Annotated in this window: 29 protein-coding genes; 11 read left to right on the forward strand and 18 right to left on the reverse strand. The window is 70.5% G+C overall.

What is annotated here, in order from left to right:
- Positions 1–105: 105 nt before the first annotated feature.
- Entirely contained in the window at positions 106–3,069 is a 2,964-nt protein-coding gene (locus tag AB3X10_RS08585) for a diguanylate cyclase (protein WP_369981734.1), read from the forward strand.
- A 138-nt stretch (positions 3,070–3,207) separates the two neighbouring features.
- On the opposite strand, the gene AB3X10_RS08590 is transcribed toward AB3X10_RS08585, so the two are convergent.
- The 14 genes from AB3X10_RS08590 to AB3X10_RS08655 all read right to left on the reverse strand — a co-directional run bounded on the left by AB3X10_RS08590 (position 3,208) and on the right by AB3X10_RS08655 (position 15,309).
- Positions 3,208–3,438 carry a hypothetical protein gene (locus tag AB3X10_RS08590; RefSeq protein WP_369980745.1) on the reverse strand — a complete coding sequence of 77 codons (231 nt, stop codon included), beginning with the start codon at positions 3,436–3,438 and terminating at the stop codon, positions 3,208–3,210.
- 85 nt (positions 3,439–3,523) lie between these two features.
- Positions 3,524–3,913: a hypothetical protein gene (locus tag AB3X10_RS08595; protein WP_369980747.1), complete on the reverse strand. Its 390-nt coding sequence runs from the start codon at positions 3,911–3,913 to the stop codon at positions 3,524–3,526.
- A 134-nt stretch (positions 3,914–4,047) separates the two neighbouring features.
- Positions 4,048–4,692, reverse strand: a complete 645-nt coding sequence (gene rnt, locus AB3X10_RS08600) for a ribonuclease T (protein WP_369980749.1) — start codon at positions 4,690–4,692, stop codon at positions 4,048–4,050.
- A 292-nt stretch (positions 4,693–4,984) separates the two neighbouring features.
- Positions 4,985–5,731, reverse strand: a complete 747-nt coding sequence (locus tag AB3X10_RS08605) for a DNA-binding domain-containing protein (RefSeq protein ID WP_369980750.1) — start codon at positions 5,729–5,731, stop codon at positions 4,985–4,987.
- A complete protein-coding gene (locus tag AB3X10_RS08610) occupies positions 5,724–6,599 on the reverse strand; it encodes a DUF692 domain-containing protein (protein ID WP_369980751.1) in 876 nt (291 codons plus the stop codon). Before AB3X10_RS08610 ends, AB3X10_RS08605 begins: the two co-directional genes overlap by 8 nt.
- Positions 6,586–6,939, reverse strand: a complete 354-nt coding sequence (locus AB3X10_RS08615; protein WP_369980753.1) for a hypothetical protein — start codon at positions 6,937–6,939, stop codon at positions 6,586–6,588. Before AB3X10_RS08615 ends, AB3X10_RS08610 begins: the two co-directional genes overlap by 14 nt.
- Positions 6,940–7,094: 155 nt before the next feature.
- Positions 7,095–7,475 (reverse strand): RcnB family protein, encoded by a 381-nt coding sequence (locus tag AB3X10_RS08620; RefSeq protein WP_369980755.1) that lies wholly within the window; start codon positions 7,473–7,475, stop codon positions 7,095–7,097.
- A 159-nt stretch (positions 7,476–7,634) separates the two neighbouring features.
- On the reverse strand, positions 7,635–8,345 hold the full coding sequence (gene phoU, locus AB3X10_RS08625; protein ID WP_369980757.1) for a phosphate signaling complex protein PhoU: 711 nt from the start codon (positions 8,343–8,345) through the stop codon (positions 7,635–7,637).
- A gap of 71 nt (positions 8,346–8,416) precedes the next feature.
- Complete coding sequence (gene pstB, locus AB3X10_RS08630; RefSeq protein WP_369980759.1) at positions 8,417–9,244, reverse strand: phosphate ABC transporter ATP-binding protein PstB; 828 nt, start codon at positions 9,242–9,244, stop codon at positions 8,417–8,419.
- Between the two features lie 19 nt (positions 9,245–9,263).
- Positions 9,264–10,130 carry a phosphate ABC transporter permease PstA gene (gene pstA / locus AB3X10_RS08635; protein ID WP_369980760.1) on the reverse strand — a complete coding sequence of 289 codons (867 nt, stop codon included), beginning with the start codon at positions 10,128–10,130 and terminating at the stop codon, positions 9,264–9,266.
- A 1-nt stretch (position 10,131) separates the two neighbouring features.
- A complete protein-coding gene (pstC, locus tag AB3X10_RS08640; RefSeq protein ID WP_369980762.1) occupies positions 10,132–11,106 on the reverse strand; it encodes a phosphate ABC transporter permease subunit PstC in 975 nt (324 codons plus the stop codon).
- 242 nt (positions 11,107–11,348) lie between these two features.
- Complete coding sequence (gene pstS / locus AB3X10_RS08645; RefSeq protein ID WP_369980763.1) at positions 11,349–12,449, reverse strand: phosphate ABC transporter substrate-binding protein PstS; 1,101 nt, start codon at positions 12,447–12,449, stop codon at positions 11,349–11,351.
- Between the two features lie 424 nt (positions 12,450–12,873).
- The gene (pstS, locus tag AB3X10_RS08650; protein WP_369980765.1) at positions 12,874–13,893 is read right to left on the reverse strand and encodes a phosphate ABC transporter substrate-binding protein PstS; all 1,020 of its coding nucleotides are present in this window, start codon (positions 13,891–13,893) and stop codon (positions 12,874–12,876) included.
- A 165-nt stretch (positions 13,894–14,058) separates the two neighbouring features.
- Positions 14,059–15,309, reverse strand: a complete 1,251-nt coding sequence (locus AB3X10_RS08655) for an OprO/OprP family phosphate-selective porin (RefSeq protein WP_369980767.1) — start codon at positions 15,307–15,309, stop codon at positions 14,059–14,061.
- 288 nt (positions 15,310–15,597) lie between these two features.
- On the opposite strand from AB3X10_RS08655, the gene AB3X10_RS08660 reads away from it, so the two are divergent.
- The 3 genes from AB3X10_RS08660 to AB3X10_RS08670 all read left to right on the forward strand — a co-directional run bounded on the left by AB3X10_RS08660 (position 15,598) and on the right by AB3X10_RS08670 (position 18,369).
- Positions 15,598–15,927, forward strand: coding sequence for a hypothetical protein (locus AB3X10_RS08660; protein WP_369980769.1), 330 nt, complete (start codon positions 15,598–15,600; stop codon positions 15,925–15,927).
- 169 nt (positions 15,928–16,096) lie between these two features.
- Positions 16,097–16,786: a carbonic anhydrase gene (locus AB3X10_RS08665; RefSeq protein ID WP_369980771.1), complete on the forward strand. Its 690-nt coding sequence runs from the start codon at positions 16,097–16,099 to the stop codon at positions 16,784–16,786.
- 11 nt (positions 16,787–16,797) lie between these two features.
- Entirely contained in the window at positions 16,798–18,369 is a 1,572-nt protein-coding gene (locus AB3X10_RS08670; protein WP_369980773.1) for a SulP family inorganic anion transporter, read from the forward strand.
- A 382-nt stretch (positions 18,370–18,751) separates the two neighbouring features.
- On the opposite strand, the gene nth is transcribed toward AB3X10_RS08670, so the two are convergent.
- Genes nth through AB3X10_RS08685 form a run of 3 tightly spaced genes read right to left on the reverse strand, consistent with a single transcriptional unit; the run spans position 18,752 to position 20,587 of the window.
- Positions 18,752–19,426: an endonuclease III gene (nth, locus tag AB3X10_RS08675; protein ID WP_369980774.1), complete on the reverse strand. Its 675-nt coding sequence runs from the start codon at positions 19,424–19,426 to the stop codon at positions 18,752–18,754.
- A complete protein-coding gene (locus tag AB3X10_RS08680) occupies positions 19,423–19,791 on the reverse strand; it encodes a hypothetical protein (protein ID WP_369980775.1) in 369 nt (122 codons plus the stop codon). Before AB3X10_RS08680 ends, nth begins: the two co-directional genes overlap by 4 nt.
- Before the next feature lie 13 nt (positions 19,792–19,804).
- Positions 19,805–20,587: an enoyl-CoA hydratase/isomerase family protein gene (locus AB3X10_RS08685; protein ID WP_369980776.1), complete on the reverse strand. Its 783-nt coding sequence runs from the start codon at positions 20,585–20,587 to the stop codon at positions 19,805–19,807.
- Positions 20,588–20,747: 160 nt separating this feature from the next.
- Here AB3X10_RS08685 and AB3X10_RS08690 point away from each other — a divergent pair, with 160 nt between their 5' ends.
- The 4 genes from AB3X10_RS08690 to AB3X10_RS08705 all read left to right on the forward strand — a co-directional run bounded on the left by AB3X10_RS08690 (position 20,748) and on the right by AB3X10_RS08705 (position 24,226).
- A complete protein-coding gene (locus AB3X10_RS08690) occupies positions 20,748–21,449 on the forward strand; it encodes an FKBP-type peptidyl-prolyl cis-trans isomerase N-terminal domain-containing protein (RefSeq protein ID WP_228321593.1) in 702 nt (233 codons plus the stop codon).
- Positions 21,450–21,565: 116 nt separating this feature from the next.
- Positions 21,566–22,366: an NUDIX hydrolase gene (locus AB3X10_RS08695; RefSeq protein WP_369980778.1), complete on the forward strand. Its 801-nt coding sequence runs from the start codon at positions 21,566–21,568 to the stop codon at positions 22,364–22,366.
- Positions 22,363–23,226 (forward strand): sulfurtransferase, encoded by an 864-nt coding sequence (locus AB3X10_RS08700; RefSeq protein ID WP_369980780.1) that lies wholly within the window; start codon positions 22,363–22,365, stop codon positions 23,224–23,226. The genes AB3X10_RS08695 and AB3X10_RS08700 overlap by 4 nt, the downstream gene beginning before the upstream one ends.
- Positions 23,227–23,308: 82 nt before the next feature.
- Positions 23,309–24,226, forward strand: a complete 918-nt coding sequence (locus AB3X10_RS08705; RefSeq protein ID WP_369980781.1) for a DUF1684 domain-containing protein — start codon at positions 23,309–23,311, stop codon at positions 24,224–24,226.
- Positions 24,227–24,338: 112 nt separating this feature from the next.
- Here the strand turns inward: AB3X10_RS08705 and AB3X10_RS08710 are convergent, their stop codons facing one another.
- Positions 24,339–24,932, reverse strand: a complete 594-nt coding sequence (locus AB3X10_RS08710) for an N-acetylmuramoyl-L-alanine amidase (RefSeq protein WP_369980782.1) — start codon at positions 24,930–24,932, stop codon at positions 24,339–24,341.
- 22 nt (positions 24,933–24,954) lie between these two features.
- Between AB3X10_RS08710 and AB3X10_RS08715 the strand changes: the two genes are divergently transcribed.
- From AB3X10_RS08715 to AB3X10_RS08725, 3 genes are read left to right on the forward strand one after another with little or no spacing between them, the layout of a single operon-like run.
- Positions 24,955–25,446: an MOSC domain-containing protein gene (locus tag AB3X10_RS08715; RefSeq protein ID WP_369980784.1), complete on the forward strand. Its 492-nt coding sequence runs from the start codon at positions 24,955–24,957 to the stop codon at positions 25,444–25,446.
- Positions 25,443–25,970 (forward strand): hypothetical protein, encoded by a 528-nt coding sequence (locus tag AB3X10_RS08720; RefSeq protein ID WP_369980786.1) that lies wholly within the window; start codon positions 25,443–25,445, stop codon positions 25,968–25,970. The genes AB3X10_RS08715 and AB3X10_RS08720 overlap by 4 nt, the downstream gene beginning before the upstream one ends.
- 43 nt (positions 25,971–26,013) lie before the next feature.
- Positions 26,014–26,523, forward strand: coding sequence for a GNAT family N-acetyltransferase (locus AB3X10_RS08725; RefSeq protein WP_369980788.1), 510 nt, complete (start codon positions 26,014–26,016; stop codon positions 26,521–26,523).
- The last annotated feature ends 44 nt before the right edge of the window (positions 26,524–26,567 follow it).

Below are 26,567 nucleotides of genomic sequence, written 5' to 3' on the forward strand. Positions count from 1 at the left end.
GTTGATGCGTCCTGGCGCCTCGCGTCCCGGATCTAAGCGGTGAGCGGAGCGGCGTCGGGCCAGGCGGCGGCCGTCCGCCGCGCCGCGCCTGCATGGTTGCCGCTGCTGCTGGCGCTGCTCGCGCTGTTGCTCGGCGCGGCTCCCGCCGCGGCGATCGCCGCCAATGCGGCCGACCCGGCCGATGCCGGTCCGCCGCCGCTGCGCGACTACGCCGTGGACGCCTGGACCTCGCGCAACGGCCTGCCGCACAACTCGCTGCGCGACCTGGCGCAGACCGCGGACGGGCGCCTGTGGTTCGCCACCTGGGAAGGGCTGGTGCGCTACAACGGGCTGGACTTCGCGGTGATCGACCGCAGCACCCGTCCCGGCCTGCCCGACAACGGCGTCGGCTCGCTGTACGTCGATCGCGACGGCGCGCTGTGGCTCAGCGACTCGCGCGGCAACCTGGGCCGCTACGACCGCACCGGCAACTGGCGCTTCTGGCTGCAACCGCCGGGCTGGCCGCGCGCGCTGATCCATGCCATGACCCAGGACCGCCACGGGCGGCTGTGGCTGCTGTTCGAAGGCAACGGCCTGGGCTGCCTGTGGCCGGACGGCCGCTTCGACTACCAGCCGGCGCCGCCGGGCCTGCCGCTGGCCAACAGCTTCCCGCGGATCGCCGTCGACGACCGCGACCGGGTCTGGATCGGCAGCCTCGACGGCCTGCTCTACCGCGACGCGCAAGGCACGCTGCAGCGCGCGCCGGCGGCGTTCGGGCTGCCGCCCGGCCTGGCCTGGCCGTACCGCGCCGCGGACGGCACGATCTGGCTGGTCGCCGGCGAGAACGTGTACCGGCTGCAGGGCGAGCGCGCGGTGCTGGTGCACCATCTGCCGGGCTACGGCCACTTCACCGCGATGCTGCGCGATCGCGACGGCGCCGTATGGCTGGGCACCGAGAACCAGGGCCTGCTGCGCATCGGCCGGCACGGCATCGAGCACATGGCGCCGGGCGAGGTGCTGCCCAACGGGCGCGTGGTGAGCCTGCTCGAGGACGCCGAGGGCAGCGTCTGGATCGGCGCCAACGGCGGCCTGTTCCGCCTGCGCGAGACCCTGTTCACCAGCTACACGCGCCGCGACGGACTCAGCGGCGACTACGTGCGCGCGTTGCTGGAAGCGCCCGACGGCGCGCTGTGGATCGGCAGCGCCGCCGGCCTGGACCGGATGGCGGCCGACGGCAGCATCGCGCCGACCGGGCTGCGCAACGCCAACGGCAGCGCGCCGTCGGTGCTGAGCCTGGCGCGCGGCGCGGACGGCGACCTGTGGGTCGGCACCTATGCCGACGGCGTGTACCGGCTGCACGACGGCCGCGTGCGCCGCCACTACGGCAAGGACGACGGCCTGCCCAGCGGCCACGTGCGCGCGATCAGCGTGGACCGCGCCGGCACGGTCTGGCTCGGTACCCAGCGCGGGCTGGTGCGCATCGACGGCGAGCAGGCGCGCATGGCCGACGTGCCGGGCCTGCCGCAGGGCCTGATCACCGCGCTGGCCAGCATCGACGGCGCGCTGTGGATCGGCTCGGTCGAAGGCGCCTCGGTGCTGCGCGACGGCCGCGTGCAACGGCTGCCGCTGGAGCCGCTGGGTGGCGCGCGCAGCGTGTTCGGCTTCCAGGCGCTGGGCGGCGACGTGTGGATTTCCACCGATCGCGGCCTGCACCGCGACCGCGGCGGCACGCTGGCGCGGGTCGGCCTGGAGCAGGGCATGCCGGTGGACACGGTGTTCCAACTGGTCAGCGACCGGCTCGGCAACGTCTGGATCACCAGCAACCGCGGCGTGCTGCGGACCAGCGCCGACGCGCTCGATGCCGTGGCCGACGGCCGCGCCGGCAAATTGCAGGTGGCCCGCTACAACGAGATCGACGGCATGGCCAATGCCCAGGGCAACGGCAGCTCCGGCCCGTCGGCGATCGTGCGCGGCGACGGCAGCGTGTGGCTGGTCACCGCCGGCGGCGTCAGCACCGTCGATCCGCGCCGGCTGCAGCGCTTCCGCGAACGCCTGCCGCCGCCGGCGGCGATCGAGAACGTGCTGCTGGACGGGCAGGCGTTCGACTGGCGGCGCCACCCGCGCCTGCCCGGCGCCACCCGCATCGCGGTGTCCTACGTCGGGCTCAGCTACCTGCTGCCCGAGCGCATCCGCTACCGCACCCGGCTCGACGGCCTGGACAGGGACTGGGTGGAACGCGGCCAGCAGCGCAGCGTCGAGTTCATCGGCCTGCCGCCGGGCGACTACACCCTGCATGTGGCCGCGGCGCATCCGGACGGCGCCTGGAGCACGCGCGAGGCGCTGTGGCGGTTCAGCGTGGCCCCGCTGTGGTGGCAGCGGCGCAGCGTGCAGGCCGGCGCCGCGCTGGCGCTGCTGCTCGGCATGGTGGCGCTGTACCGCTACCTGATCGGGCGCTACCAGCGCCGCAACCTGCGCCTGGAGCGGCTGGTCAAGCAGCGCACCGCCGCCCTGCAGCTGCAGACCGAACGGCTGCTGCAGGCCGACACCGACAAGAACCAGCTGCTGGCCGAACTGCGGCACCAGGCCGACGCCTTCGAGCGCCAGGCCCACGAGGATGCACTGACCGGGCTGCCGAACCGCCGCCATTTCGACGAAGTGCTGCTGCGCGACGTGCGCCGCGCGCAGCGCAGCGGCAACCCGCTGTGCCTGCTGGTGATCGACATCGACCGCTTCAAGCAGATCAACGACGGCTACTCGCACGCCACCGGCGACGCGGTGCTGCGCGAGGTCGGGCATCTGCTCGCCGAGGCCTGCCGCGCCACCGACCTGCCGGCGCGGCTGGGCGGCGAGGAATTCGCGGTGCTGCTCGGCGACACCTCGCTGGCCGAGGCCGAGCGCATGGCGTCGCGGCTGCGCGACCTGTTCCACGCGCGCCTGCAGTGGGCCGACGCGCCGGCGCTGCGGGTGACCTTCAGCGCCGGCCTGGTCGCGCTGAGCGGGGAGGAGACGCCGAGCCAGCTGCTGCAGCGTGCGGACGTGGCGTTGTACCGGGCGAAGAGCGGCGGGCGGGATCGGGTGTGCGTGGGGTGAGGGCTGGAGCAGGGCATTCGCGGGCGGAACCGGCATGCGCCGTGGGAACCGGATGTTGCAACGGCCGCTTCATGACATTCGCGATTCTGCGGGCGTTGCCGAATTGCCGTTGCCGCGGGAGCGTGAGGACTGGAACGGTCAGGGACGGGCGCTGAGCGTCTCAAGCGCGAGTGTGAAAAGAGCCAAAGCCAGATAGACCTCGAGCGCCATGACCGCCAGCGAGAACGCGATATCCACCAAGGCGTAGAGCGATCCTTCCGCGGCCCATCGCGCATGGCGCTTCGCACGGTAGGAAGATGAGAAGAGATACGCCCATCCTCGCCAGAGCCATGGATCGAGCGTACCCAGTTCCCCGATGAAATCGAGCATCGACAATTCCGGTTGAGTCTGCTGGTGGTTATGGCCGTTGCTGCACAAAGACCACACATTTGTATCTGCTCGAATGCATTGTTTGTTATCCGCCCGTGCGGGCTGCAGCAAGCAGGTCTGGGCTAGCGACCACCCACAAGACGCTGTCATCCGCAAAGAAGAGGCGGTCGTCTTTGTCGCGATTCAAGCTGACGATGAATTGGCCTTCGCGGGGCGGGTCGGAAGGCTGCTCCTGGGTGACGGCGAACGTGATCTCGCCTGGCCCAACGCCTTTGAATCCCTCGATGACGGTAGCCGTCACCTCGAATGTTTTGTATCCGATCCGCCCGGTCGTGAGGTCGCGAACTTCCTTGATGCTGCGGGTGCCATCGATGCGCACATGGGCAGTCATGGACGAGTGTTGCAGGAAATAGAGGACGTTTCGGCGCAGAAAGTCGTCGGCATGCGCGCTGCCTGCCAAGAGGAGCGCGGTCATGATGATCAGTTGCCGGAGTATTCCCATCGCGAACTGACGCCTGAATTGAGCCGAGCCGCGAGGCGACGTCGGCTTGGATGAAGTGTTGGCCCTCTGGCCGACAGTACGGTGCGGCGTCGGTCGGTGCGAGGCCCTCAGCCGATCTGCGGCGCCGGCCAGGCGTTGGCGATCTTGCAGAACAGGCGGGCGGTCTGTTCGGTGTCGTAGACCGCGCTGTGCGCGTCGGCGGCGTTCCAGTCGAAGCCGGCCGCCTGCACCGCGCGGGCCAGCACGGTCTGGCCGTAGGCGATGCCGGCCAGGGTCACGGTGTCGAACACGCTGAAGGGGTGGAACGGGTTGCGCTTGTGGCCGCAGCGGGCCACGGTGGCGTTGAGGAAGTTCAGGTCGAAATGGGCGTTGTGGCCGACCAGGATCGCGCGCTGGCAGCCGTACTTCTTCACCGCCGCGCGTACCGGCGCGAACACGTGGTCCAGCGCCTCGCGCTCGGGCTTGGCGAAGCGGAACGGGTGGTCGAGGATGATGCCGGTGACTTCCAGCGACTTGGGGTCGATGTCGGTGCCGGGCGCCGGCACCACGTGGGCGCTGGCGGTGACGCCGGGGTACAGCTGGCCGAAATCGTCCATCTCGATCGGCACCGCGGCGATCTCCAGCAGCGCATGCCGGTTCCAGTCGAAACCGCCGGTCTCCACGTCCACCACCACCGGCAGATAGCCGCGGAAACGCCGCGACATCGGGGTGACGGCGAGGGGCTGGGAGGGGCTGTCGACGTGATCGTTCATCCGGCAAGGGTAGCAGAGCGCGGCTAAACGACCAGCGCGGTGGCGCTTGCGCACGCCTGGCGAAGGCGAATCACAGCGGCGACACGGGCGCTGCGGAACGGCGGTACGGATGTCCGCAGATCGACGGGGCGGCATTTCAGTCGCACAGCGACAGTCGGCGACGTGGTGTGGGAGCGACTTCAGTCGCGACAGGCTTTACCGGGAATGCCTGTCGCGACCGAAGTCGCTCCCACGAGTGGCCCATGATCCGGTGGACGAAATGCCACGGTGTTCGCCGATCGCGCAGCGCGGCTCAGGCGGGCAGGCGGGTGCCGAGCACGCTGCCCTGCTGGCGCAGGCGCTCGAGCAGCGCGGCACCCTCGTGCAGCAGCGCGGCCGGGTCCTGGCCGTGCTCGGCGGCCAGGCGCAGCAGCAGCGTGCGCCCGCTGTGCTCGCCGGCGCGCAACCGCGCCACCAGGTCGTAGGCCAGCGGCGCCAGTTCGGCGAAGCGGACCTGGCCGTCGGCCTCGCGCCGCGCCAGCAGGCAGGTCGGCTGCGCCGGCGCTTGCTGCGGCTGCCAGGCCGGGCCGATGCGCTGCACCGGCCAGCGATAGCGCAACAGGCGCAGCCAGGGCGACAACTGCACCATGCCGTCGAGCAGGTCGCCGTGCGGATCGTGCGGCGGCACCGCGGCGTCGTCGATCTGCAGTTCCAGTTCGACCGCCTCGTAGTGCGCCAGCTCGGCCAGCCACGGCCGCTGTGCATCGGCGGCGCGCTGCTCCAGGAAACGCACGAACTCGCCGCCCACGCGCGGGAACAGCGGCGTGCGTGCGCGGTGCTCGGCGCAGAAGGCGCGCAGCAGCGCCTGCCATGCAGCCTCGTCGAGGGTGGCGTGCAGCACCGGGAAGTTCGAGGCGAGCAGTTGCGCGATGTTGTCGAAGAACAAGGCGCGGTACACCGCCAGCCGCCGCGGCTCGATGTCCGGCGGCGGCGCGTGCCGCTGCGGATCGCGCAAGTGCAGGGCCAGCGCGAACTGCTGGGCGTGCAGCGACTCAGCCATGCGCCACCCGCGCCGCCTGGACCGGCACGGCCTGCGCCTGTGCGTCGCGGATGCGCTGCACCTCGTGCAGCAGGTCGGGCAGCGGCGGGAACTGGCTGTCGCGTTCCAGCAGGGTCGGGCGCACGCCGTGCAGGCGGTAGGCGGCGTCGAGCAGATCCCAGACCTCGCCAGCCACGGCCGCGCCATGGGTGTCGATCTTCAGCGCGCTGGCGTCGTCGTCGCGATGCCCGGCGATGTGGTACGAGGCGATGCGTGCGCTCGGCATCGCGGCGAGGAAGGCGAGGGCGTCGTAGCCATGGTTGGCGGCGTTGACGCAGACGTTGTTGACGTCCAGCAGCAGGTCGCAGTCGGCTTCGGCCAGCACCGCGGCGACGAACTGCGCTTCGCTCAGCGCCTGGCCCGGCGCGGCGTAGTAGGACACGTTCTCCACCGCGATGCGCCGGCCCAGCGCATCCTGCGCCTGGGCGATGCGCGCGCCGGCATGGCGCACCGCTTCGTCGGTGAACGGCAGCGGCAGCAGCTCGTAGAGCTGGCCGTCGTCGGCGCTGTAGCTGAGGTGTTCGCTGTACAGCGCGACCCCGTGCCGATCCAGGAACTGCCGGGTCTGCCGCAGCAGCTGCATATCCAGGGGCGCCATGCCGCCGAGCGACAGCGACAGCCCATGGCAGCTCAGCGGATGGCGCGCGGCCAGCGTGTCCAGCATCGCGCCCAGGCGGCCGCCGACGCCGATCCAGTTGTCCGGCGCGCACTCGAGGAAATCGAACGCCGCCGGCGGCGCCTGCAGCAACTCCGGCAACAGGCCGCGGCGCAGCCCCAGTCCGGCGCTCGCCGCGGCCAGCGCGCGCGGCGTGGATTCAGCCGCCGCCACCGCACTTGCCCTCGCCGCACTTGCCTTCGGCCATCGCCTTGTCGTCGTGCGCTGCGGTGCCGGCGGACGTGTCCGCCTGGGCCTTGGCGGCGTCCTGCGCATGCGCGCCGCAGCTGCCCTCGGCGTTCTTGGCGTTGCCGGCGTCCGCCGGCCTGGTCTCGGGCCTGGCTTGCGCTTGCGCCGGCGTGGTCGCGGCCGCGCTGGGCGGCGCCGCAGCCTGTGCGCCGAGCGCATAGCCCTGGGCGAGGTCGGTCATCGCCAGCGCGGAAGCGGACAGGCCCAGGCCGCCGAGCAGGACGGCGCCGGCGAGGGCGGCGGATGGACGCGAGGGGACGGACATGCGGACTCTCCAGGCAGGCGGACGCGATGCCGGCATCGCCGGCGGAGGCCGCCAAGCGTACCCGCTGCCGGCGCTCGCCGCATGCGGCGCTGCGCTGCGCGCAACGAAAAAGGCCCCGCCGAAGCGGGGCCCTGTGTTCGCGGCAGGCGCTGGGATCAGCGGCTGTTGGCGATGACGCTGCTGATGACGCCGGTGGCCACGGCGATCAGCACGTACTGGTTGTCGACCCGGCGCCATTCGTGGCCACGCGGCGGCGCCTTCAGGCCACGCTTGCGGTAGTCGGGCACGCGGTCGCCGCGATGATCGGCGGCCAGGCGTTCGCCGCGCTTGTAGTGGCGCGGGCCTTCGTGGCGGCCGTTGTCGTGGCGGTCGTCGCGACGGTCGTCCTGGCGCGCCTGCTGCGGGCCGCGGTGGTCGTCGCGATGGTCCTTGCGGTCCTGATCGCGGTCGCGATCGTGGTCGTCCTGGCCGGCGGCGAATGCGCCGCCGGAGGCCAGCAGCGTCAGTGCGAGGACCGAACCGATGATGCGCTTCATGGTATCTCCTGGGTGGTCGTGGAGAACGGCTCCACGCTTGCCCACACGCTAGTCGCCGGCCGATGAATAGGCGATAAAATTTCCAGGAGATTCAGTGCTTTGCATATGTCGATATGTGTCGCCACGTATCGGTCGCGTGGAGACCGCGTGAACCGCCGCTCAGAGGCCGGAGGTGGTGCTGGTCTCGTCGCGCTTGTCGCGCGGCGGCAGCGGTTGGTCGCCATGCACCAGGAACCACACGTTCTCGGCGATGTTGGTGGCGTGGTCGCCGATCCGCTCCAGGTTCTTGGCCATGAACAGCAGGTGCGTGCACGGGGTGATGTTGCGCGGGTCTTCCATCATGTAGGTCAGCAGCTCGCGGAACAGCGCGGTGTACTGCGCGTCCAGCAGCGCATCGCCCTGGCGGACCCGCAGCGCGGCGTCGGCGTCGTTGCTCTGGTAGGCGAGCAGCGCTTCGCGCACCTGCTGCGCGGCCAGCTTGCCGAGCTGGCGCAGGCCCAGCGTCTGCGGCATCGGCGGCGACATGTTCAAGGCGATCGAGCGCTTGGCCACGTTCGCGGCATAGTCGCCGATGCGCTCGATGTCGGCCGGGATGCGCAGGCCAGCGAGGATCTCGCGCAGGTCGCGCGCCATCGGCCCACGCAGCGCCAGCCGCATCACGTCGTGGCTGATCGCGTGCTCGAGCGCGTCGATCGCCTCGTCGTTGACGACGATGCGCAGCGCGGCGTTGTCGTCGCGACGCTCGACCACGTCCAGGGCCGCTTCCAGCTGCGCCACCGCGGTCTGGCCCATGCGCACGATCTCGGCGGCGATGCGGTGCTGTTCTTCGTCGTAGCTCTTCACGATGTGCTCGTTCGGCTGGGTGTTCATGTCGTGGGTCCGTAGGATTCGTTAGTGTCGCCGCGGCCATCCTGGCATCGCGGGGCTGGCATCGGAGCGTCTTAGCCGAAGCGGCCGGTGATGTAGTCTTCGGTCTGCTGCTTGCTGGGCTGCGAGAAGATGATCTCGGTGCGGTCGTGCTCGATCAGGTCGCCCAGGTACATGAAGGCGGTGTAGTCGGACACGCGCGCGGCCTGCTGCATGTTGTGGGTGACGATGACGATGGTGTAGTCGGTCTTCAGCTCTTCGACCAGCTGCTCGATGCGGCTGGTGGAGATCGGGTCCAACGCCGAGGTCGGCTCGTCGAGCAGCAGCACGTCCGGGCGCAGCGCCACCGCGCGGGCGATGCACAGGCGCTGCTGCTGGCCGCCGGACAGGCCCAGCGCGCTCTGCCCGAGCTTGTCCTTGACCTCGTCCCACAGCGCGCCCTGGCGCAGCGCGTGCTCGACGCGGTCGGCCATGTCCGCCTTGGACAGCTTCTCGTGGTGGCGGATGCCGTAGGCGACGTTCTCGAAGATCGTCATCGGGAACGGCACCGGCTTCTGGAACACCATGCCGACCTTGCTGCGCAGGCGGTTCATCGGGTACTTCGGCGACAGGATGTTCTCGCCGTCCAGCAGCACCTCGCCGCGCGCTTCCAGCTTCGGATACAGCGCATAGATGCGGTTGAAGATGCGCAGCAGGGTCGACTTGCCGCAGCCGGACGGACCGATCAGCGCGGTGACGCGCTTTTCCGGCACCTCGATGTTGATGCCCTTCAGCGCGTGGTACTTGTCGTAGTAGAAGTCCAGGCCGCGCGCGGCCACCTTCACCGGCGATGGCGCCAGCGCGGTGTGCCCGGTGGGCATGGCGATGCGATGCATCGGTGCGGCGTTGTGCTGATCGTTCATGGCCGGTTCCATAGGAGACTCAATCGTTGGAAATCTTGTAGCGGCGCAGCAGCCCGCGCGCGCCGAGGCTGACCAGCAGCACGAACACGGTGAGCACCAGCGCGCCGGACCAGGCCAGCAGCTGCCAGGTCGGGTAGGGGCTGCCGGCGAAGGAGTTCATCACCACCGGCACGCTCGCCATCGGCTGCATGATGTTGTTGTTCCAGTACTGGTTGCCGAACGCGGTGAACAGTAGCGGCGCGGTCTCGCCGCTGATGCGCGCCAGCGCCAGCAGCACGCCGGTGACGATGCCGGCCGAGGCGCTGCGGTACAGCACCTGCATCGTCACCTTCCATTGCGGGATGCCCAGCGACAGCGCTGCCTCGCGCATCTGCGATGGCACCAGGCGCAGCATCTCGTCGGTGGTGCGCACCACCACCGGCAGCACGATGAAGGCCAGCGACAACGCGCCGGCCATCGCCGAGAAGCGCCCGCCGGTCTGCATCACGTACAGCGTGTACACGAACAGGCCGAGCACGATCGACGGCGCCGACAGCAGGATGTCGTTGACGAAGCGCACCACCTGGCCGGTCTTGCGCGCATTGCCGTACTCGGCCAGCCAGGTGCCGGCGGCCACGCCCAGCGGGGTGCCGATCAGCAGCGCCAGGCCGCACATCACCGCGCTGCCGAAGAACGCGTTGGCCAGGCCGCCTTCTTCGCCCGGCGGCGGGGTCATGCGGGTGAACAGGTCGACGCTGATGCCGGCGATGCCCTTGGACACCAGGGTCCACAGGATCCAGGCCAGGAACACCAGCCCGAACAGCGCGGTGAGGCAGGACAGCAGCAGCGCGAAGACGTTGACCACGCGGCGGCGGTTGTACAGGCGATCGGCGATGTCGGCGGCCATCTCAGTTGCCCTCCCGGCGCGACAGTTGCTGCAGCATGAGGCGGGCGATCGCCAGCACGACGAAGGTGACGATGAACAGCACGAAGCCCAGCAGCAGCAGCGCCGAGCGGTAGGTTTCGGTGGCCTCGCCGAAGTCGTTGGCGATCAGCGCGGCGATGGTGGTGCCCGGCTCCAGCAGCGATGGCGACAGCCGCACCGTGTTGCCGACCACGAACGCCACCGCCATGGTCTCGCCCAGCGCGCGGCCCAGGCCCAGGAAGATGCCGCCGATCACCGCCGAGCGGGTGTACGGCAGCACGATGTCCCAGCTCACCTCCCACTTGGTCGAACCCAGCGCGTAGGCCGATTCCTTCAGCCGGGTCGGCACGGTCAGGAACACCTCGCGCATCACCGAGGAGATGAACGGGATCACCATGATCGCCAGCACGAAGCCGGCGGTGAGCAGGCCGATGCCCAGCGGCGGGCCCTGGAACATCGGGCCGATCAGCGGCAGCGTGCCCAGGTGGTCGTTGAGCCAGGGGGTGACGTACTCGGTCATCACCGGCACCAGCACGAACAGGCCCCACATGCCGTAGATGATCGACGGGATGCCGGCCAGCAGTTCGATCGCGGTCCCGACCGGGCCTCGCAGCCAGCGCGGCGCCACTTCGGTGAGGAAGAAGGCGATGCCGAAGCTCACCGGCACCGCGATCAGCATCGCGATCAGCGCGGTGACCAGGGTGCCGTAGATCGGCGCCAGCGCGCCGTACTTGTTCTCGACCGGGTTCCATTCGCTGGAGTAGAAGAAGCTCAGGCCCTGCATCTGCAGGGCATGGCGGCCGCCCCACAGCATCGACAGGGCCGCGCTGGCCAGGGCGACGAGGACGAACACGACGGTGGCGGTGAGCGTCCAGCGGAACAGACGGTCGGCACGGGCGTCGCGCAGGTCGCGCGCGCCGGGCGCTGTGATCACTTCGGGAATGACAGTGGCGTTCATGGGCTCGGTTGTCGCCGGAGCGCGCAGTGGCGCGGTCCGATCGTTGCCGCGGCGGGGGTGGGCCGCACGCGGTGGGTGGCTGCGTCGCTCCCGCGCAGGCGGGAACCCGAAAGTCCGGAAATACGTGGTGCCGATGCGGCGACCGGCGCTGCGTGGCGCAGCGCCGGTCCTGGTTCACATGCGCGGCGCGTGGCGCGTCCGCGCATCCGCTTGCGCCGGCGAGGGCGCAAGCGGCGTCGCGCTTACTTGAACTCCTTGGCCCAGTACGCCTCGATCTGCTGCACCAGTTCCGGCGGCAGCGGCACGTAGTGCAGGTCGTTGGCCTGCGGCTGGCCCTTCTCGAACGCCCACTTGAAGAACTCCAGGGTCGCCTTGCTGCGCGCGGCATCCTTGGGCTGCTTGTGCATCAGCATGAAGTTGGTGGCGGTGATCGGCCACGCCTGCGCGCCGGCGGCGTTGGTGATGACCAGGTTGAAGTCCTTGGCGTTGGCCCAGTCGGCCGACGCGGCGGCCGCGGCGAAGCTGTCGGCGTTGGGCTGCACCCAGTTGCCGGCGGCGTTCTGCAGCGAGGCGTACGGCATCTTGTTCTGCAGCGCGTAGGCCAGCTCGACGTAGCCGATCGAGCCCTTGATCTGCTGCACGTACGAGGCCACGCCTTCGTTGCCCTTGCCGCCGACGCCGCCCGGCCACTGCACCGAGGTGCCTTCGCCGACCTTGCTCTTCCACTCCGGGCTGACCTTGGACAGGTAGTTGGTGAAGTTGAAGCTGGTACCCGAGCCGTCGGAGCGGTGCACCAGGTTGATCTTGGTGGTGGGCAGGGTGGTGCCCGGGTTCAGCGCGGCGATCGCCGGGTCGTTCCAGGTGGTGACCTTGCCGAGGAAGATGTCGGCCAGCACCGCGCCGGTCAGCTTCAGCTTGCCCGCTTCCATGCCGTCCAGGTTGACCACCGGCACCACCCCCCCAATCGCCGAGGGGAACTGGCCGAGGCCGGCGGCGGCCAGTTCGGCGCTGTCCAGCGGCTTGTCGGAGGAGCCGAAATCGACCGTGCCGGCCTTGATCTGGGCGATGCCGCCGCCGGAGCCGATCGACTGGTAGTTGATCTTGTTGCCGGTGGCGGTGTGGTAGTCGGCCGACCACTTGGACACCAGCGGATAGATGAAGGACGCGCCGGCGCCGGAGATTTCCGCGGCGGTCTTGGCGCCGTCGGCCGGAGCGGCCGCGGGTGCGCCACCTGCCGCATCGGCGGCACCCTGCGGCTTGTCGCCATTGCCCGGCTGGCAGGCAGTGACGGCGAAGGCGAGGGCCAGGGACAGGACGGCAAAGCGTGCCGGCTGCAGTTTCATGGGGGTCACTCCGTAGCGAAGAGGGCCGGAAGCTCCGGCGGATGCTCGCTATGAAATGATGTTTTTGTTACAGCCTCATGACGCGGCCGCCTGCGCGTGAAATTGGTCAAGGAAAACAGCGGCTTCGCCCCCTTCTCCCTTGGGAGAGGGGTCGGGGGTGAGGTGTACGGGCGAAGCCACGCGCGGATGGGCGAAATCGCTGCGCTCGTGCTTGCGTCCTGCGATATCAGGCACCGCTTCGCGTTCTCAGGCACCGCTTCACGCCTGCCCTCATCCGCCCTTCGGGCACCTTCCCCCGAACAGGGGGCCATGGTCCCGAGGGGGAGAAGGGAGAGGCATGGTCTCGGTGGGAGGAGGAACAAAAAACGCGGACCCCGTGAGGGGCCCGCGTCGGGTAGCGATCGGCGGAGAGAGAGAACGCCGATCAATACTTCAGGTTGGCCGTCCAGTACGCGTCGATCTGCTTGACCAGCGCGTCCGGCAGCGGCACGTAGTCCAGCTGCTTGGCCTGGGCGTCGCCGTTGGCGTAGACCCACTTGAAGAAATCCTTGGTGGCCTTGGCGCTGGCCGGGTTCTTCGGCTGCTTGTGGACCAGGATGAAGTTGGTCGCGGTGATCGGCCACGACGCCTCGCCCGGGGCGTTGGTCATCACCAGGTAGAAGTCCTTGGCGCTGGCCCAGTCGGCGCTGGCGGCAGCGGCGGCGAAGCTCTCGTCGCTGGGCTGCACGAACTTGCCGGCGGCGTTCTTCATCGCGGTGTAGGACATCTTGTTCTGCAGCGCATACGACAGCTCGACGTAGCCGATGCCGCCCTTGATCTGCTTGACGTAGGCGGCGACGCCTTCGTTGCCCTTGCCGCCGATGCCGACCGGCCACTGCACCGCGGTGCCTTCGCCGACCTTGCTCTTCCAGTCCGCATTGACCTTGGACAGGTAGTTGGTGAAGTTGAAGCTGGTGCCCGAACCGTCGGAGCGGTGCACCACGGTGATCTTGGCGTCGGGCAGCTTCACGCCCGGGTTCAGGGCGACGATCGCCGGATCGTTCCAGGTCTTGACCTTGCCCAGGAAGATGTCGGCCAGGGTCTTGCCGTCCAGCTTCAGCGCGCCCGGGGCGATGCCCTGCACGTTGACCACCGGCACCACGCCGCCGATCACCGACGGGAACTGGGCCAGGCCGGACGCGGCCAGGTCGTCCGGCTTGAGCGGCGCATCGGAGGAACCGAAGTCGACCGTGGCCGCCTTGATCTGGGCGATACCGCCGCCGGAACCGATCGACTGGTAGTTGACCTTCTTGCCGGTGGCGGCGTTGTAGTCGGCCGACCACTTGGACATGACCGGATAGATGAACGAGGCGCCCGCGCCGGTGACATCGGCGGCGTTGGCGGCGAACACGAACGACGCGGCGACGGCGGCAGCCGCGACGCGGGACTTGAGCGAGAGGATCACGGAGGAAGCTCCTGAAGGGTGGTATGCGGGGCACCGCATGCGGTCATTACATAACCGTTCGATGACGGCGCCGGGGCTGGTACATGACGGAAACATGACGCTGCGATGGGGCATGGCGCCGGTGCAGGCGCGGCAGGTGCCGCGCGCTGCACCGGGCCGCGGCGATTACCAGTAGAACTGCGCGCGCGCCTCGAGGATGTTCGGCTTGTCGCTGACGTTGCCGCGGGTGGTGCTGCTGTACTTGCTGCTGTCCACCATCACGTAGTTCAGCGCCAGCTTGAAGTTGGAGCGCCAGTACCAGTTGGCGCCGACCGTCCAGGTGCTCATCTTGCCGCCGAGCACGCCGTCGACCAGCGGTGCGCCGACCGGACGCGCGATCAGGCTGCCGTCGTTGAGGTCGATGCTGTCGTAGCGCACGCCCAGCTGCCACATGCCGCTGGCCGGCTCGTTCGGCAGCGGGGTGGTCGGCACGCCGGCCTTGTAGCCCCAGGTCTCGCCGGTGACGTTCCACACGCCGCTCAGGTACCAGCCGTCGCTGCTGTAGTTGTCGCTGGCGCCGTAGCGCTCGACCTTGGCGTTGTAGTACTCGCCCTGGGCCTTGAACGGGCCGGTGACCCACATCGCTTCGCCGCCGAGCACGCCGATGCGGTCGGTGTTGGTCAGGTTGCCGCTGTCGACCAGGCGCACCGAGGCCAGGTCGGCGTCCGGGCGCGCGCGCAGGCGCAGCGTGTCGGCATCGGTGTCGTAGTTCACGTAGCTCAGGCCGAAGTGCAGGATGTTGCCCGACTCGTTGATCGGCGCGAAGGTGCCGCGCGCGCCGTAGCCGCTGCCGTGCGCCAGGTTGCGGCTCAGCTCGCGGCCGAACACGCTGCCCACCACGCTCCAGTTGTTGTCGCCGAAGCCGACCGCGCCGCCGAGGCGGCGCGCCACCGCGTAGGTGCTGGTGACCGAGGCCTTGGCGATGAAGTCGTTGTTCTTGGTGCTGGACAGTTCTTCCAGGCTGTTGGGCTGCTTGTACTGGCCGATCTGCAGGAAGTTGTTGGCGTTGCCGCCGAACTTGTACTTGATGTTGGTGTCCAGGAACTTGCCGGTGCTGCGCACGGTGGTGCCGTTGTTGGACGACTCGCGCAGGGTGCTGGCGTCGTAGCCCAGGACCCACTCGAAGTTGCCCGGGCCCTTGCCCTTGGCGACCAGCTCGGCGCGGCGGATGCCGAACTCGGCGTTCTTGCCGTTGTTGCCGGTGGTGCCGTTGAGGTCCTGGACGTCGTTGTCGTACCAGTTGCCGTCGGCCTGGACCAGGCCTTCGAAGGAGATTTCCGAGCCGCCGATCACGTCGATGGCGATTTCGGCGTGGGCGGCAGGCGCGAACATCGCAGCGAGCACGGCTGCCGAGAGAAGGGTGCGGGACAGTTTCATGGGTTGCCTGGGCGGTGGAAGATGCGCGCAGGCTAATATGTGAAGATTGCGTAAATGTGACACTTAACGTACACCGGGCGTGCACGCCGGTGCACGCCACCGCGTCATCTGCGCCATTGGACGCGCGCCATGTTGCGTTCCGATGGCGCGCAGATGAAACGCCGCATGCGCTCGCCGCATACGACGAGCATCACAAAGCGCGGCATCGTCTCGCCATCGCACCGTCGATTGGCTCTTTTGTGCGCTGCACCACTTGTCGCTGCCGGACACGCTGGGTAGCGTGGCGGCATGAACTCGCATGCCCGCAAGCGGATGCCGATGCTCGCCGCGCTGTGGTTGCTCGCGCTGCTGGCGCTGCTCGCGCCGTCGCGCCCGGCTGCGACGGCGCTGCCGCTGGCGGTGTCCGAGACCGGTGCGATGGCCGCGCCGGACATGCAGGCGGCGGACGCGCAGGCCGAAGCGCGCAGCCTCGCCGATCAGGCGGCGTACGACGACACGCCGGTGCTGCCGGCGCCGCCGTGGCGGTCGGCGCGCGTTGCGCCGATCTGGCCGGCGCCGGCGCCGCGGCGTGGCGCCGGCACCCATCCGCAACCGCGGTTGCGACCTCCCAGCGCCTAGCCGCTGGATCCGGCCGCGCCCGGCGCATGGCCGCCGCGCTGTCGATCCCATCCGCCGCCCATCTGCGATCGCGTGTCGCGATCGCCGTGCCGGCGCTGCCTTCGCTGTTCGTCCCCGTTCTGCGGCATCCGCCGCGGCGATGCCTTTCCCTTGTCCCGAGGTTTCCCCCATGCAAAGTCTGCTCGATGGTTTCCGCCACTTCCGCCAAGAGGTCTATCCGCGCCAGCGCGGCCTGTTCCGGCAACTGGCCGGCGGCCAGACCCCGCACACGCTGTTCATCACCTGCGCCGATTCGCGGGTGATGCCGGAGCTGATGTTCGCCGCGCAGCCCGGCGAATTGTTCGTCTACCGCAATATCGGCAACGTGGTGCCGCCTTACTCGCAGCACGTCAGCGGCGTGGTCGCGGCGATCGAATACGCGGTGGCGGTGCTGCAGGTGAAGCACATCGTGGTCTGCGGGCATACCGACTGCGGCGCGATGAAGGCGGTGCTCAATCCCGAATCGCTGCAGGACGTGCCGAACGTGGCCGCCTGGCTCAAGCACACCGACAGCGCGCGCCAGGTCGCCGCGCAGCACGGCCATGCCGGGCACGGCGAGGACGCGCTGCACTGCCTGACCGAGGAGAACGTGGTGGCGCAACTGGACCACCTGCGCACCCAGCCGGTGGTGGCGGCGCGGCTGGCGCGCGGCGCGCTGCGCCTGCACGGCTGGATCTACGACATCGCCCATGGCGAGATCCGCGCCTTCGACGCCGAGCACGGGCGCTTCGTGCCGCTGCTGCCGGAAGACGGCAGGCGTCCTCCCGAAGCCACCCCGCGGCCGCGGCTGGCGCCGGTCCTGCGCAACGTCGCGGTCTGAAGGAGACGAGCATGCGAACCATGACACAACCCTCCTTCGCCGGCGCTTCCGCGCTTGCCGGCTATCTGCGCAACGGCCTGTTCGGCCGCGACCTGCTGGCCTCGGTGGTGGTGTTCCTGGTCGCGCTGCCGCTGTGCATGGGCATCGCCATCGCCTCGGGCATGCCGCCGGCGGCCGGGCTGATCACCGGCATCGTCGGCGGCCTGGTGGTCGGGCTGATCGCCGGTTCGCCGCTGCAGGTCAGCGGCCCGGCCGCCGGCCTGGCGGTGCTGGTGTTCGAACTGGTGCGCCAGCACGGCGTGGCCGCGCTGGGGCCGGTGATCCTGCTGGCCGGCGCGATCCAGCTGATCGCCGGGCTGTGCCGGGCCGGGGTGTGGTTCCGCATGACCTCGCCGGCGGTGGTCGCCGGCATGCTCTCGGGCATCGGCATCCTGATCGTGGCCTCGCAGGCGCACGTGCTGATGGACGCGGCGCCCAAGGCGCGCGGCCTGGAGAACTTCGCCGCGTTGCCGGCGACGCTGTGGCGTGCGCTGGACCAAGGCGTGGGCCGCGCCGCGCTGCTGGTCGGGCTCGGCACCATCGCGATCATGCTGGCCTGGGAGCGGCTGCGTCCGCAGCGGCTGCGCTTCGTGCCCGGCGCGCTGCTGGCGGTGGTGGCGGTGACCGCGCTGGTGCAACTGCAGGGCGTGGACGTGCGCAAGGTCGACGTGCCGGCCAACCTGTTCTCGGCGATCCAGACCCCGACCCTGGCGCAGATGCTCGGCGTGTTCGACGCGACGCTGCTGCTGTCGGCCTTCACCTTCGCCTTCATCGCCAGCGCCGAGACCTTGCTGTCGGCGGCGGCGGTGGACCGCATGCACGAAGGCCCGCGCACCCGGTACGACCGCGAGCTCGCCGCGCAGGGCGTGGGCAACATGCTGTGCGGCTTCCTCGGCGCGTTGCCGATGACCGGGGTGATCGTGCGCAGCGCGGCCAACGTGCAGGCCGGCGCCGCCACGCGCGCCTCGACCATCCTGCACGGTGGCTGGCTGCTGGTGTTCGCGCTGCTGCTGCCGTGGCTGCTGCGGATGACCCCGGTGGCGTGCCTGGCCGGCATCCTGGTCTATACCGGGCTGAAGATGGTCAAGCTGGGGCAGGTGCGCGACCTGGCCGCCTACGGCCGCGGCACCGCGGCGATCTACCTGGCGACCACCTTCGCCATCGTCGCCACCGACCTGCTCACCGGCGTGCTGGTCGGTTTCGCGCTGTCGCTGCTGCGGCTGGCGCTGCAGCAGTCGCGGCTGAAGGTTGGCGTGCATGCGCACGAGGACGCCGCCGGCGGCGCCGCCGCGAATGCGGGCAAGCTGCGCCTGTCGCTGGAGGGCTCGGCCACCTTCCTGCGCGTGCCGACCATGGCGCGCACCCTGGAGCGGCTGCCGCCCAACACCGAACTGCACCTGGACGTGGCGCGGCTGCATCACGTCGACCATGCCTGCCTGGAACTGCTGCGCGACTGGAGCCGCAACGCCGCCGCGCGCGGCTGCGCGCTGGTGGTGGACTGGAAGGAACTGGACCGGCGCGTGGAGGGCCAGCGCGCGGCCTAGGCGGGTCGCGTTGTCTGCAGTGCGGCCATCCGGGTGGCTGGCCGGAGGCGTTGTAGGAGCGGTTTCAACCGCGACGAGCGCGGCGGCGGAGTTTCCGATTTCGGAAGGTGTCGCGGCTGAAGCCGCTCCTACGGTGCACCCGGCGACCATCCGAGTGCTGTTGTGGGAGCGACTTCAGTCGCGACGAGCGCAGCGGCGGGTGTTCCGGCTTCGGACGCTGTCGGGGCTGAAGCCCCTCCCACAGTGCACCCAGCCGGCGATCCGACGTTTTTTGTAGGAGCGGTTTCAACCGCGACGAGCGCAGCGGTGGACTTTCCGATTTCGGCATAGTGTCGCGGCTGAAGCCGCTCCTACAGGGGCGTGGCCTGCGATCCGATGGCGGTCAGCCCGGCGTCTTGTCCTTGAACCGGCACAGGTCGCGGATCACGCAGCGCGGGCAGTCCGGCTTGCGCGCCTTGCACACGTAGCGGCCGTGCAGGATCAGCCAGTGGTGCGCGTCGTGCATGAACTGCGCCGGCACCCGCTTGAGCAGGCCGTCCTCGACGGCGCGCACGTCCTTGCCCGGGGCCAGGCCGGTGCGGTTGGCGACGCGGAAGATGTGCGTGTCCACGGCGATGGTCGGCTCGCCGAAGGCGGTGTTGAGCACCACGTTGGCGGTCTTGCGGCCGACCCCGGGCAAGGCTTCCAGTGCGGCGCGCTCGCGCGGCACCTCGCCGGCGTACTGCTCGACCAGGATGCGGCAGGTGGCGATCACGTTCTTGGCTTTCGCGTTGAACAGGCCGATGGTGGAGATGTAGCGCTTCAGTCCGTCCTCGCCCAGCGCCAGGATCGCCGCCGGGGTGTTCGCCACCGGATACAGGCGGCGCGTGGCCTTGTTGACGCCGACGTCGGTGGCCTGCGCCGACAGGATCACCGCGATCAGCAGCTCGAACGGCGTGCTGTAGTCCAGTTCGGTGGTCGGCGTGGGATTGAGTTCGGACAGGCGCGAGAACAGTTCGTGGATCTCGGCCTTGCTCAAGGTGGGGCCGCGCCGTGGCGTGGCGACAGCTGCGCTCATTGCGGCCCCCGCGCGGCGGCCTTGGCCTTGGCCCGCGCCAGGATCGCCGCCGCCGCCGGCGGCAGCGACGGGACCGCGACGGCGACGGTCGCGGGCGGCGCGCGCCGGGCCTCGCGCGCGGCGGCGCGGCGCGCCAGGCGTGCGCTGCGCGCGCGGTGGCGTTCGCGTGCGGCCCAGGCCTCGCGCAGGCGTTGCTGCGCGGCCAGCAGCTGCGCGCGCAACTGCGGATGCGCCGGATCCAGCCGGTCGTCGTCGGCGTCGCCGGCATAGTCCATCAGGCCGCCGTCGATCGCCGCGTCGAGATCGTCGTCGAGCACCCAGCGCAGCAGTTGCAGCGGCGGTGCAGGGGAGGGCGAGGCGGGCATCGGTGCGCGCGGCTCAGCGATTGCGGAACAGCGGCGGGCGCCGCTCCAGGAACGCGCGGGTGCCTTCGCGCATGTCTTCGCTGGAGAACAGCAGGCCGAACTGCGCGGTCTCGTATTCGAGGCCTTGCTCGATCGCCGATTCACCGCCGACCTGGATCGCGTCGAGGATGCCGCGCAAGGCCAGCGGCGCGGCGCCGGCCAGTTGCCGCGCCAGTTGCAGCGTGGCCTCGCGCAGTTCGGCCGCCGGCACCACGCGGTTGACCAGGCCCAGTTGCAGCGCGCGCGCCGCGTCGATCGGCGTGCCGAGCAGGCACAGCTCCAGCGCCGCGGCGCGGCCGGCCAGGCGCGCCAGGCGCTGGGTGCCGCCGAAGCCGGGGATCAGCCCGAGGTTGATCTCCGGCTGGCCGAGCCGGGCGCCGTCGGCGGCGATGCGCAGGTGGCAGGCCATGGCCAGCTCCAGCCCGCCGCCGAGCGCGAAACCGTTGACCATCGCCAGCACCGGCTTGGGCATGCGCTCGATGCGGCGCATCAGGCGCTGGCCCAGTTGCGAGAAGTCGCGGCCCTGAACCGGTGTGAGTTCGTTCATCTCGGCGATGTCGGCGCCGGCCACGAAGGCCTTTTCGCCGGCGCCGGTCAGCACCACCACGCGGATTGCCGGGTCGGCCTCGGCCTCGGCGAAGGCCGCGTCCAGTGCCTGTAATGTTTGCCGATTCAACGCGTTGAGCTTGTCGACGCGGTTCACGGTGACGATGCGGATCGCATCCTGGGTAGCGGTGACGACCGGCGTGCCGGACATGGCCATTCCTGAGATGTAAAAAAAGAGTGAAGGGAACTCCGGCGACGCTTGTTTGTCAGAGTTGCGTCGTCGGTAGCGGTTACGCGCCGCGGCGGCTATCCTAACGCGTCATCTCAGGCGGCACAGGCCGTCCTGTGCCACCACCCTGGAGAATTGTTTGATGAAGTTGCGTTCTATTGCGGTCGCCGTGGCGGCCCTAGCCCTGAGCGGCAATGCGTTCGCCCAGGACACCTCGTCCGAGAAGGGCAAGCTGAGCTATTACTTCGGTTACGACTACGGCAACAACCTTGCCGAACTGTCCGGCCGCGGCGAGCAGCTCGATATCAATGCGGTGGTGAAGGGCTTGCAGGATGCCTACGCCAAGAAGCAGCCGGCGGTTGCCGCCGACCAGCTGAAGCCGGCCGTGGAAGCGTTCCAGAAGCGCGAGCAGGCCCGTGCCCAGCAGGCCAAGGCCGACTACGAGAAGGCCGCTGCCGAGAACAAGACCAAGAGCGACCAGTTCATCGCGCAGAACAAGGCCAAGGCCGGCGTGCAGACGCTGCCCAGCGGCGTGCAGTACCGCGTGATCGAAGCCGGCAAGGGCGCCAAGCCGACCCAGGCCAGCACCGTGCAGCTGGAAGTGGCCGGTCCGTACCCGTTCGGCCAGCGCCCGGCGCAGGCGCGTCCGGCGCAGCAGATCCCGTCGATCAAGGTCAGCGAAGTCGAGATGCAGGCCATGCGCGACACGCTGCTGCAGATGCCGGCCGGTTCCAAGTGGGAAGTGACCCTGCCGCCGGACAAGGCCTATGGCGCCGACCCGCGCACGCCGTTCCCGCCGAACGTGGCGGTGCAGTTCGAGATCAAGCTGGTCAGCGTCAAGTAAGCGCGCTGCACAGTGCATGACCCATTGCGCCGGCGGCGACGCCGGCGCAATTTTTTTGCGGCAGGGAAAGTGCCGCCGCCGGCGAATCGCGCTAGGCTGATCAGGTGTCGAATCCGATGGATCCCGTCCCCCATGCATTGCTCACGCCCTGCATCGGCATCTGCGCCCTCGACGCGCAGGGCTATTGCGCGGGCTGCCTGCGCAGCGGCGACGAGATCGCGCGTTGGCGCGGCATGAGCGAGGCCGAGCGCCAGCGCTACATGCAGGAAATATTGCCGGCGCGCGGCTGGTCGCCGACGCCGGGCCAGCGCCTGGCCGAGCGCGCGCGGCTGCTGCGCGCGCTGCATCCGCTGCAGCTGCCGCCGGGCGGCCCGGGCTGGAACCACCACGAACTGCACGATCTGCTGCCCGACGGCGCACTGGCCGAGGCGGCGGTGCTGGTCGGGCTGCTGCCGCGCGCCGAAGGCACCCACGTGCTGCTGACCCGGCGCACCGACAGCCTGCGCCACCATGGCGGCCAGGTCAGCTTCCCGGGCGGCCGCATCGAGGCCGACGACGCCGACGCGGTGGCCGCGGCGATCCGCGAGAGCGGCGAGGAAATCGCGCTGTCCGCCGCGCAGGTGGAAGCGCTGGGCTATCTGGATCCGTTCGTGACCATCAGCGGCTTCCGGGTGATGCCGGTGGTGGCGGCGATCGATCCGGGGTTCGTGGCGCAGCCGCATCCGGGCGAAGTGGCGGACGTGTTCGAAGTCCCGCTGGCCTACCTGATGGCGCCGGACAACCTGCGCAGCATCGAGACCGACTACCGCGGCCGGCCGCGGGTGGTGCTGGAATACGGCTGGCCGGGGCAGCGGATCTGGGGCGCGACCGCGGCGATCCTGCTCAACCTGCGCCAACGACTGGAGCACGCCGCATGAGCGAACCGTCACCCGACTGGCAACGGCTGGTCGATGCGCCGACCCTGGCCGCCGCACTCGGCCATCCGCAGCTGCGGGTGGTGGATGCGCGCTTCGCGCTGGCCGATCCGCAGGCCGGGCGCCAGGGCTACGCGCAGTCGCATCTGCCCGGTGCGGTCTATGCCGATCTCAACACCGATCTGTCCGACCTGGGCCGTGCTGGCCTGGGCCGGCATCCGCTGCCCGAGGCCGATGCATTCGCGCGGACGCTGGGACAGTGGGGCATCGCGCCGCAGACCCAGGTGGTGGTCTACGACGCCGGCGACGGCAGCATGGCCGCGGCGCGGCTGTGGTGGATGCTGACCCTGCTCGGGCACCGCCGCGTCGCCGTGCTCGACGGCGGCCTGGCCGAATGGCGCCGGCGCGGCCTGCCGGAGACCGATGCCGTCGCCACGCCGGCGCCGCTGCCGGCGTATCCGCAACGCTTCGATACCACCCGCATCGCCGCTGCCGAAGAGGTCGCCGCGCGCCTGCACGAGGCGCCGGGCTGGCTGCTGGATGCGCGTGCCGGCGAGCGTTTCCGCGGCGAGGTCGAACCGATCGATCCGCTCGCCGGGCACGTGCCTGGCGCGCTCAACCGCCCGCTGGGCGAGAACCTGCGCGACGGGCGCCTGCGTCCGCCGCAGGAATTGCGCGCCGAGCTGGAGCCGCTGCTGCAGGGGCGCAATCCGCGCGAGGTGGTGCTGATGTGCGGCTCCGGCGTGACCGCCTGCCATCTGCTGCTGGCGTTGGAACACGCCGGCCTGCACGGCGCGCGGGTCTATGCCGGATCGTGGAGCGGCTGGATCGCCGATCCGGCGCGGCCGCGCGCCAGCGGCTAGCCGCCGCGGCGGGCGCGGCGGCGTGGCGCGAAAGGGGCATGGGGTGGCGAGCAGAGGGGGCAGGGCGATGCGCTGGCGTGGAATGTGGATGCTGACGGCGGCGCTGAGCCTGGCGGGCTGCGGCGAGCGGCCGCGTGCCGCGGGCGCCGATGCCTCGCCGCGCTCGCAGTCCGGCGCGCACTACCGGATGGCGGTGGAGCAGCGCCGCGCGCAGCGCGTGGCGCGGCTGCGCGCGCCGGCCGGCTGGCTCAGCTATACCGGTTCCGGCCGGTTGCGCGGCGGCGTGCACCAGGTGGGCAGCGCGGCGGACAACGACGTGCAACTGCCCGGCGGTCCGGCGCACCTGGGCAGCGTGCGCGTCGACGCCGATGCCGGCGTGTTCTTCGAGGCCGCCGCGGATGCCGCTCCGACCGTGCATGGACAGCCGTTCCGCGCCGGTCGCCTCGGCACCGACGCGGCGCACGGCACCGAGACGCGGCTGGCGCTGGGCGAGCAGGAGTTCTACGTGGTGCGCACCGGCAACCTGTTCGGTTGGCGCTTCCGCGATCCGCACGCGGCCGCGCGCAGCAGCTTCCGCGGCATCGACTATTTCCCGATCGATCCGCGCTGGCGCGTGGTCGCCGACTGGCATCCGGCGCCGGCGCCGCGCGCGATCGTGCTGCTCACCTCGATCGGCACGCCGCAGCCGCTGGCGCTGGCGGGCAGCGCCGAGTTCACCCTCGGCGGCCGCCGCCATCGCCTGCAGGCGCTGCGCGACGACGACGGCAAGCGCCTGTTCTTTCCGTTCACCGACCGCACCAGCGGCCGCGAGAGCTATGGCGGCGCGCGCTATCTGTTCGTCGAGCCGGCGCAGGGCGAGCGCATCGTGCTGGACTTCAACCTGGCGCAGAACCCGCCGTGCGCGTTCACCGCGCACGTGGTGTGCCCGCTGGCGCCGGTCGGCAATCGCCTGGAGCTGGCGGTGACCGCGGGCGAGAAGAACTACGTGGGGCCGCGCTGAGCGGTGCGGCGCCGTGGCAGGAATGCCCGGCAGCGTATAGGAGCAGCTTCAGCCGCGACCGGCAAGCTGATGGCGTGTGTCGCGGCTGAAGCCGCTCCTACAGGGAGCGGTGTCAGTGGCCGGAATGCGCATCCGCCGAAGGCGCATAAGGCAGCAGCGTCACCGCGTCCAGCACCTGCGTCCACGGAAAGCGCGGACCGGGATCGAGCTTGCGCTGCACCTGCAGCGCCGGATCGTCGCTGGCGGGTTCGCGGCTGCGGTCCAGCGCGTCGTGCCCGGCGATGTGGCGCAGCCGCGGCAGCTGCGCCTGCAGCTGCCGCAGCAGCGCGATCAGCGCCTGGATCTGCGCCGGCGGATAGGCTTCCTGCATCGCCTGGTGGCGCGAATCCAGCCAGTGCGGATAGCGCCCGCGATTGACCAGTTCGATGCCCAGCGACTGCGGGTTGTAGCCGCGCACGTGGTGCGCCACCCGCTCCAGCGGCACGTAGCGGTGCACGCTGCCGTCGCGGTCGATGTAGAAGTGGCCGCTGTTGCCGGTGCCCGACGGATACAGCACGCGTTCGCCGTAGGCGCGCGCGCTGGCCAGGTCGGGCAGTTCGGTGCAATGGATCACCGCCAGCTCGATCGCGTCCAGCGTGCGCGCCTGCAGCCGTTCGACGTAGGGCAGGGGGGCATCGTGGATCGGCAACGGCGGGGTCTGCGGCATGCGCGGATGCTAGCATTCGCCGATGACTCTGAATCCCGATAGCCCGCTGGCGACGCTGCTCGCCACGTTGCCGCGCGCCGGACGCGTGGACTGGATAGGCCTGCGCCCGGCGCGCGACGTGCCGATGCTCGAGGTGCAGCACGCGCTGGCGCACGCCGACGGCGGCCTGTTCGGCGATCGCTACGCCGGCCGCAACGGCGCGCGCGGGCTGACCCTGATCCAGGCCGAGCACCTGCCGGCGATCGCCGCACTGGCCGGCCATGCGCAGGTGGCGCCGGCGACGTTGCGGCGCAACGTGGTCGTGTCCGGCATCCCGCTGATCGCGCTGAAGGGGCGCCGCTTCCGCATCGGCGAGGTCGAGCTGGAAGGCGTCGCGCCGTGCGATCCGTGCTCGCGCATGGAGGATGCGCTGGGCCCCGGCGGCTACAACGCGATGCGCGGCCATGGCGGCCTGTGCGCGCGGATCCTGCATGGCGGCACGCTGCGGCTGGGCGATGCGGTGGTGGCGCTGTGAGCCGCGGCCACTGCATCCTCGCGCACGGGTTCGAGAGCGGTCCGGACGCGATCAAGGTCGCGGCGCTGGCCGAGGTCGCGCAGCGCCTGGGCTGGAGCCACGCGCGTCCGGACTTCACCGACCTGGACGCGCGCCGCGAGGTCAGCCAGCTCGGCGACGTGCCGGCGCGGCTGCAGCGCCTGCTGCAGCTGGCGCAGGACGCCGCGCAGCGTGGACCGCTGGTGCTGGCCGGCTCCAGCCTGGGCGCGTACATCGCCGCGCAGGTATCGCTGCAGGTGCCGGTGCGCGGCCTGTTCCTGATGGTGCCGCCGACGCGGATGGGCTGGATGCCGGCGCTGGACGCGGCGCCGGTGCCGATCTCGATCGTGCATGCCTGGCACGACGAACTGATTCCCGCCGCCGAGGTGATCGCCTGGGCGCAGGCGCGCGCGGCGCGGCTGCTGCTGGTCGACGACATGCACCGCCTGGGCGACCACGTCGAGACGTCGGCGCGGGCCTTCGCCGAACTGCTGGAAACGCTGTGAGCGCGGCGCCAGGCCAGGCATGCCGCGGCAACCGGAGGGTCGGATGGAGCTGAAGATTCGCGCCGAAACGCAAGCCGACCACGCCGCGATCGAGGCGCTGACCCTGGTCGCGTTCTTCCGCGTCGCGCACAGCCGCCATGACGAGCAGCAGATCATCGAACGGCTGCGCGCGGACGGTGCCTTGACCCTGTCGCTGGTGGTCGAACACGACGGCTACATCGTCGGCCATGTGGCGGTGTCGCCGGTGCAACTGACCGACGGCAGCCGCGGCTGGTACGCGCTGGGGCCGCTGTCGGTGGGGCCGGGCCACCAGCGCCAGGGACTGGGCACGCGGCTGGTGCGCGAGGCGCTGGCGCAGCTGCAGGCGCTGGGTGCGGCCGGCTGCGTGGTGCTCGGCGAGCCCGCGTTCTACGCGCGCTTCGGCTTCGCGCCCGAACCGGGGCTGGTGCTGCCCGGGGTGCCGGCCGGGTACTTCCAGGCGATCGGTTTCGGCGACCGCCTGCCGCCGGTGGCCGAGGCCGAATACCACGACGCGTTCCTGGCCGGCGGCTGAGCGCCGCCGCCGCGCCGCTGCCGGGCGCGGCGAAACGCGGGTTA

This window comes from Xanthomonas sp. DAR 80977 (genome assembly GCF_041240605.1).
GTDB lineage: Bacteria > Pseudomonadota > Gammaproteobacteria > Xanthomonadales > Xanthomonadaceae > Xanthomonas_A > Xanthomonas_A bundabergensis.

Bases quoted from the DNA above. Each gene is read 5' to 3' on its own strand.
- AB3X10_RS08665 (WP_369980771.1), top strand. From the start codon at position 16,097: ATGCAAAGTCTGCTCGATGGTTTCCGCCACTTCCGCCAAGAGGTCTAT.
- pstA (WP_369980760.1), bottom strand. From the start codon at position 10,130: ATGGCCGCCGACATCGCCGATCGCCTGTACAACCGCCGCCGCGTGGTC.
- pstS (WP_369980763.1), bottom strand. From the start codon at position 12,449: ATGAAACTGCAGCCGGCACGCTTTGCCGTCCTGTCCCTGGCCCTCGCC.
- AB3X10_RS08705 (WP_369980781.1), top strand. From the start codon at position 23,309: ATGTGGATGCTGACGGCGGCGCTGAGCCTGGCGGGCTGCGGCGAGCGG.
- AB3X10_RS08605 (WP_369980750.1), bottom strand. From the start codon at position 5,731: ATGGCTGAGTCGCTGCACGCCCAGCAGTTCGCGCTGGCCCTGCACTTG.
- AB3X10_RS08620 (WP_369980755.1), bottom strand. From the start codon at position 7,475: ATGAAGCGCATCATCGGTTCGGTCCTCGCACTGACGCTGCTGGCCTCC.
- rnt (WP_369980749.1), bottom strand. From the start codon at position 4,692: ATGAACGATCACGTCGACAGCCCCTCCCAGCCCCTCGCCGTCACCCCG.
- nth (WP_369980774.1), bottom strand. From the start codon at position 19,426: ATGAGCGCAGCTGTCGCCACGCCACGGCGCGGCCCCACCTTGAGCAAG.
- pstB (WP_369980759.1), bottom strand. From the start codon at position 9,244: ATGAACGATCAGCACAACGCCGCACCGATGCATCGCATCGCCATGCCC.
- AB3X10_RS08715 (WP_369980784.1), top strand. From the start codon at position 24,955: ATGACTCTGAATCCCGATAGCCCGCTGGCGACGCTGCTCGCCACGTTG.
- AB3X10_RS08670 (WP_369980773.1), top strand. From the start codon at position 16,798: ATGCGAACCATGACACAACCCTCCTTCGCCGGCGCTTCCGCGCTTGCC.
- AB3X10_RS08660 (WP_369980769.1), top strand. From the start codon at position 15,598: ATGAACTCGCATGCCCGCAAGCGGATGCCGATGCTCGCCGCGCTGTGG.
- AB3X10_RS08680 (WP_369980775.1), bottom strand. From the start codon at position 19,791: ATGCCCGCCTCGCCCTCCCCTGCACCGCCGCTGCAACTGCTGCGCTGG.
- AB3X10_RS08590 (WP_369980745.1), bottom strand. From the start codon at position 3,438: ATGCTCGATTTCATCGGGGAACTGGGTACGCTCGATCCATGGCTCTGG.
- phoU (WP_369980757.1), bottom strand. From the start codon at position 8,345: ATGAACACCCAGCCGAACGAGCACATCGTGAAGAGCTACGACGAAGAA.
- AB3X10_RS08695 (WP_369980778.1), top strand. From the start codon at position 21,566: ATGGATCCCGTCCCCCATGCATTGCTCACGCCCTGCATCGGCATCTGC.
- AB3X10_RS08700 (WP_369980780.1), top strand. From the start codon at position 22,363: ATGAGCGAACCGTCACCCGACTGGCAACGGCTGGTCGATGCGCCGACC.
- AB3X10_RS08685 (WP_369980776.1), bottom strand. From the start codon at position 20,587: ATGTCCGGCACGCCGGTCGTCACCGCTACCCAGGATGCGATCCGCATC.
- AB3X10_RS08690 (WP_228321593.1), top strand. From the start codon at position 20,748: ATGAAGTTGCGTTCTATTGCGGTCGCCGTGGCGGCCCTAGCCCTGAGC.
- pstC (WP_369980762.1), bottom strand. From the start codon at position 11,106: ATGAACGCCACTGTCATTCCCGAAGTGATCACAGCGCCCGGCGCGCGC.
- AB3X10_RS08615 (WP_369980753.1), bottom strand. From the start codon at position 6,939: ATGTCCGTCCCCTCGCGTCCATCCGCCGCCCTCGCCGGCGCCGTCCTG.
- AB3X10_RS08655 (WP_369980767.1), bottom strand. From the start codon at position 15,309: ATGAAACTGTCCCGCACCCTTCTCTCGGCAGCCGTGCTCGCTGCGATG.
- AB3X10_RS08725 (WP_369980788.1), top strand. From the start codon at position 26,014: ATGGAGCTGAAGATTCGCGCCGAAACGCAAGCCGACCACGCCGCGATC.
- AB3X10_RS08595 (WP_369980747.1), bottom strand. From the start codon at position 3,913: ATGACCGCGCTCCTCTTGGCAGGCAGCGCGCATGCCGACGACTTTCTG.
- AB3X10_RS08710 (WP_369980782.1), bottom strand. From the start codon at position 24,932: ATGCCGCAGACCCCGCCGTTGCCGATCCACGATGCCCCCCTGCCCTAC.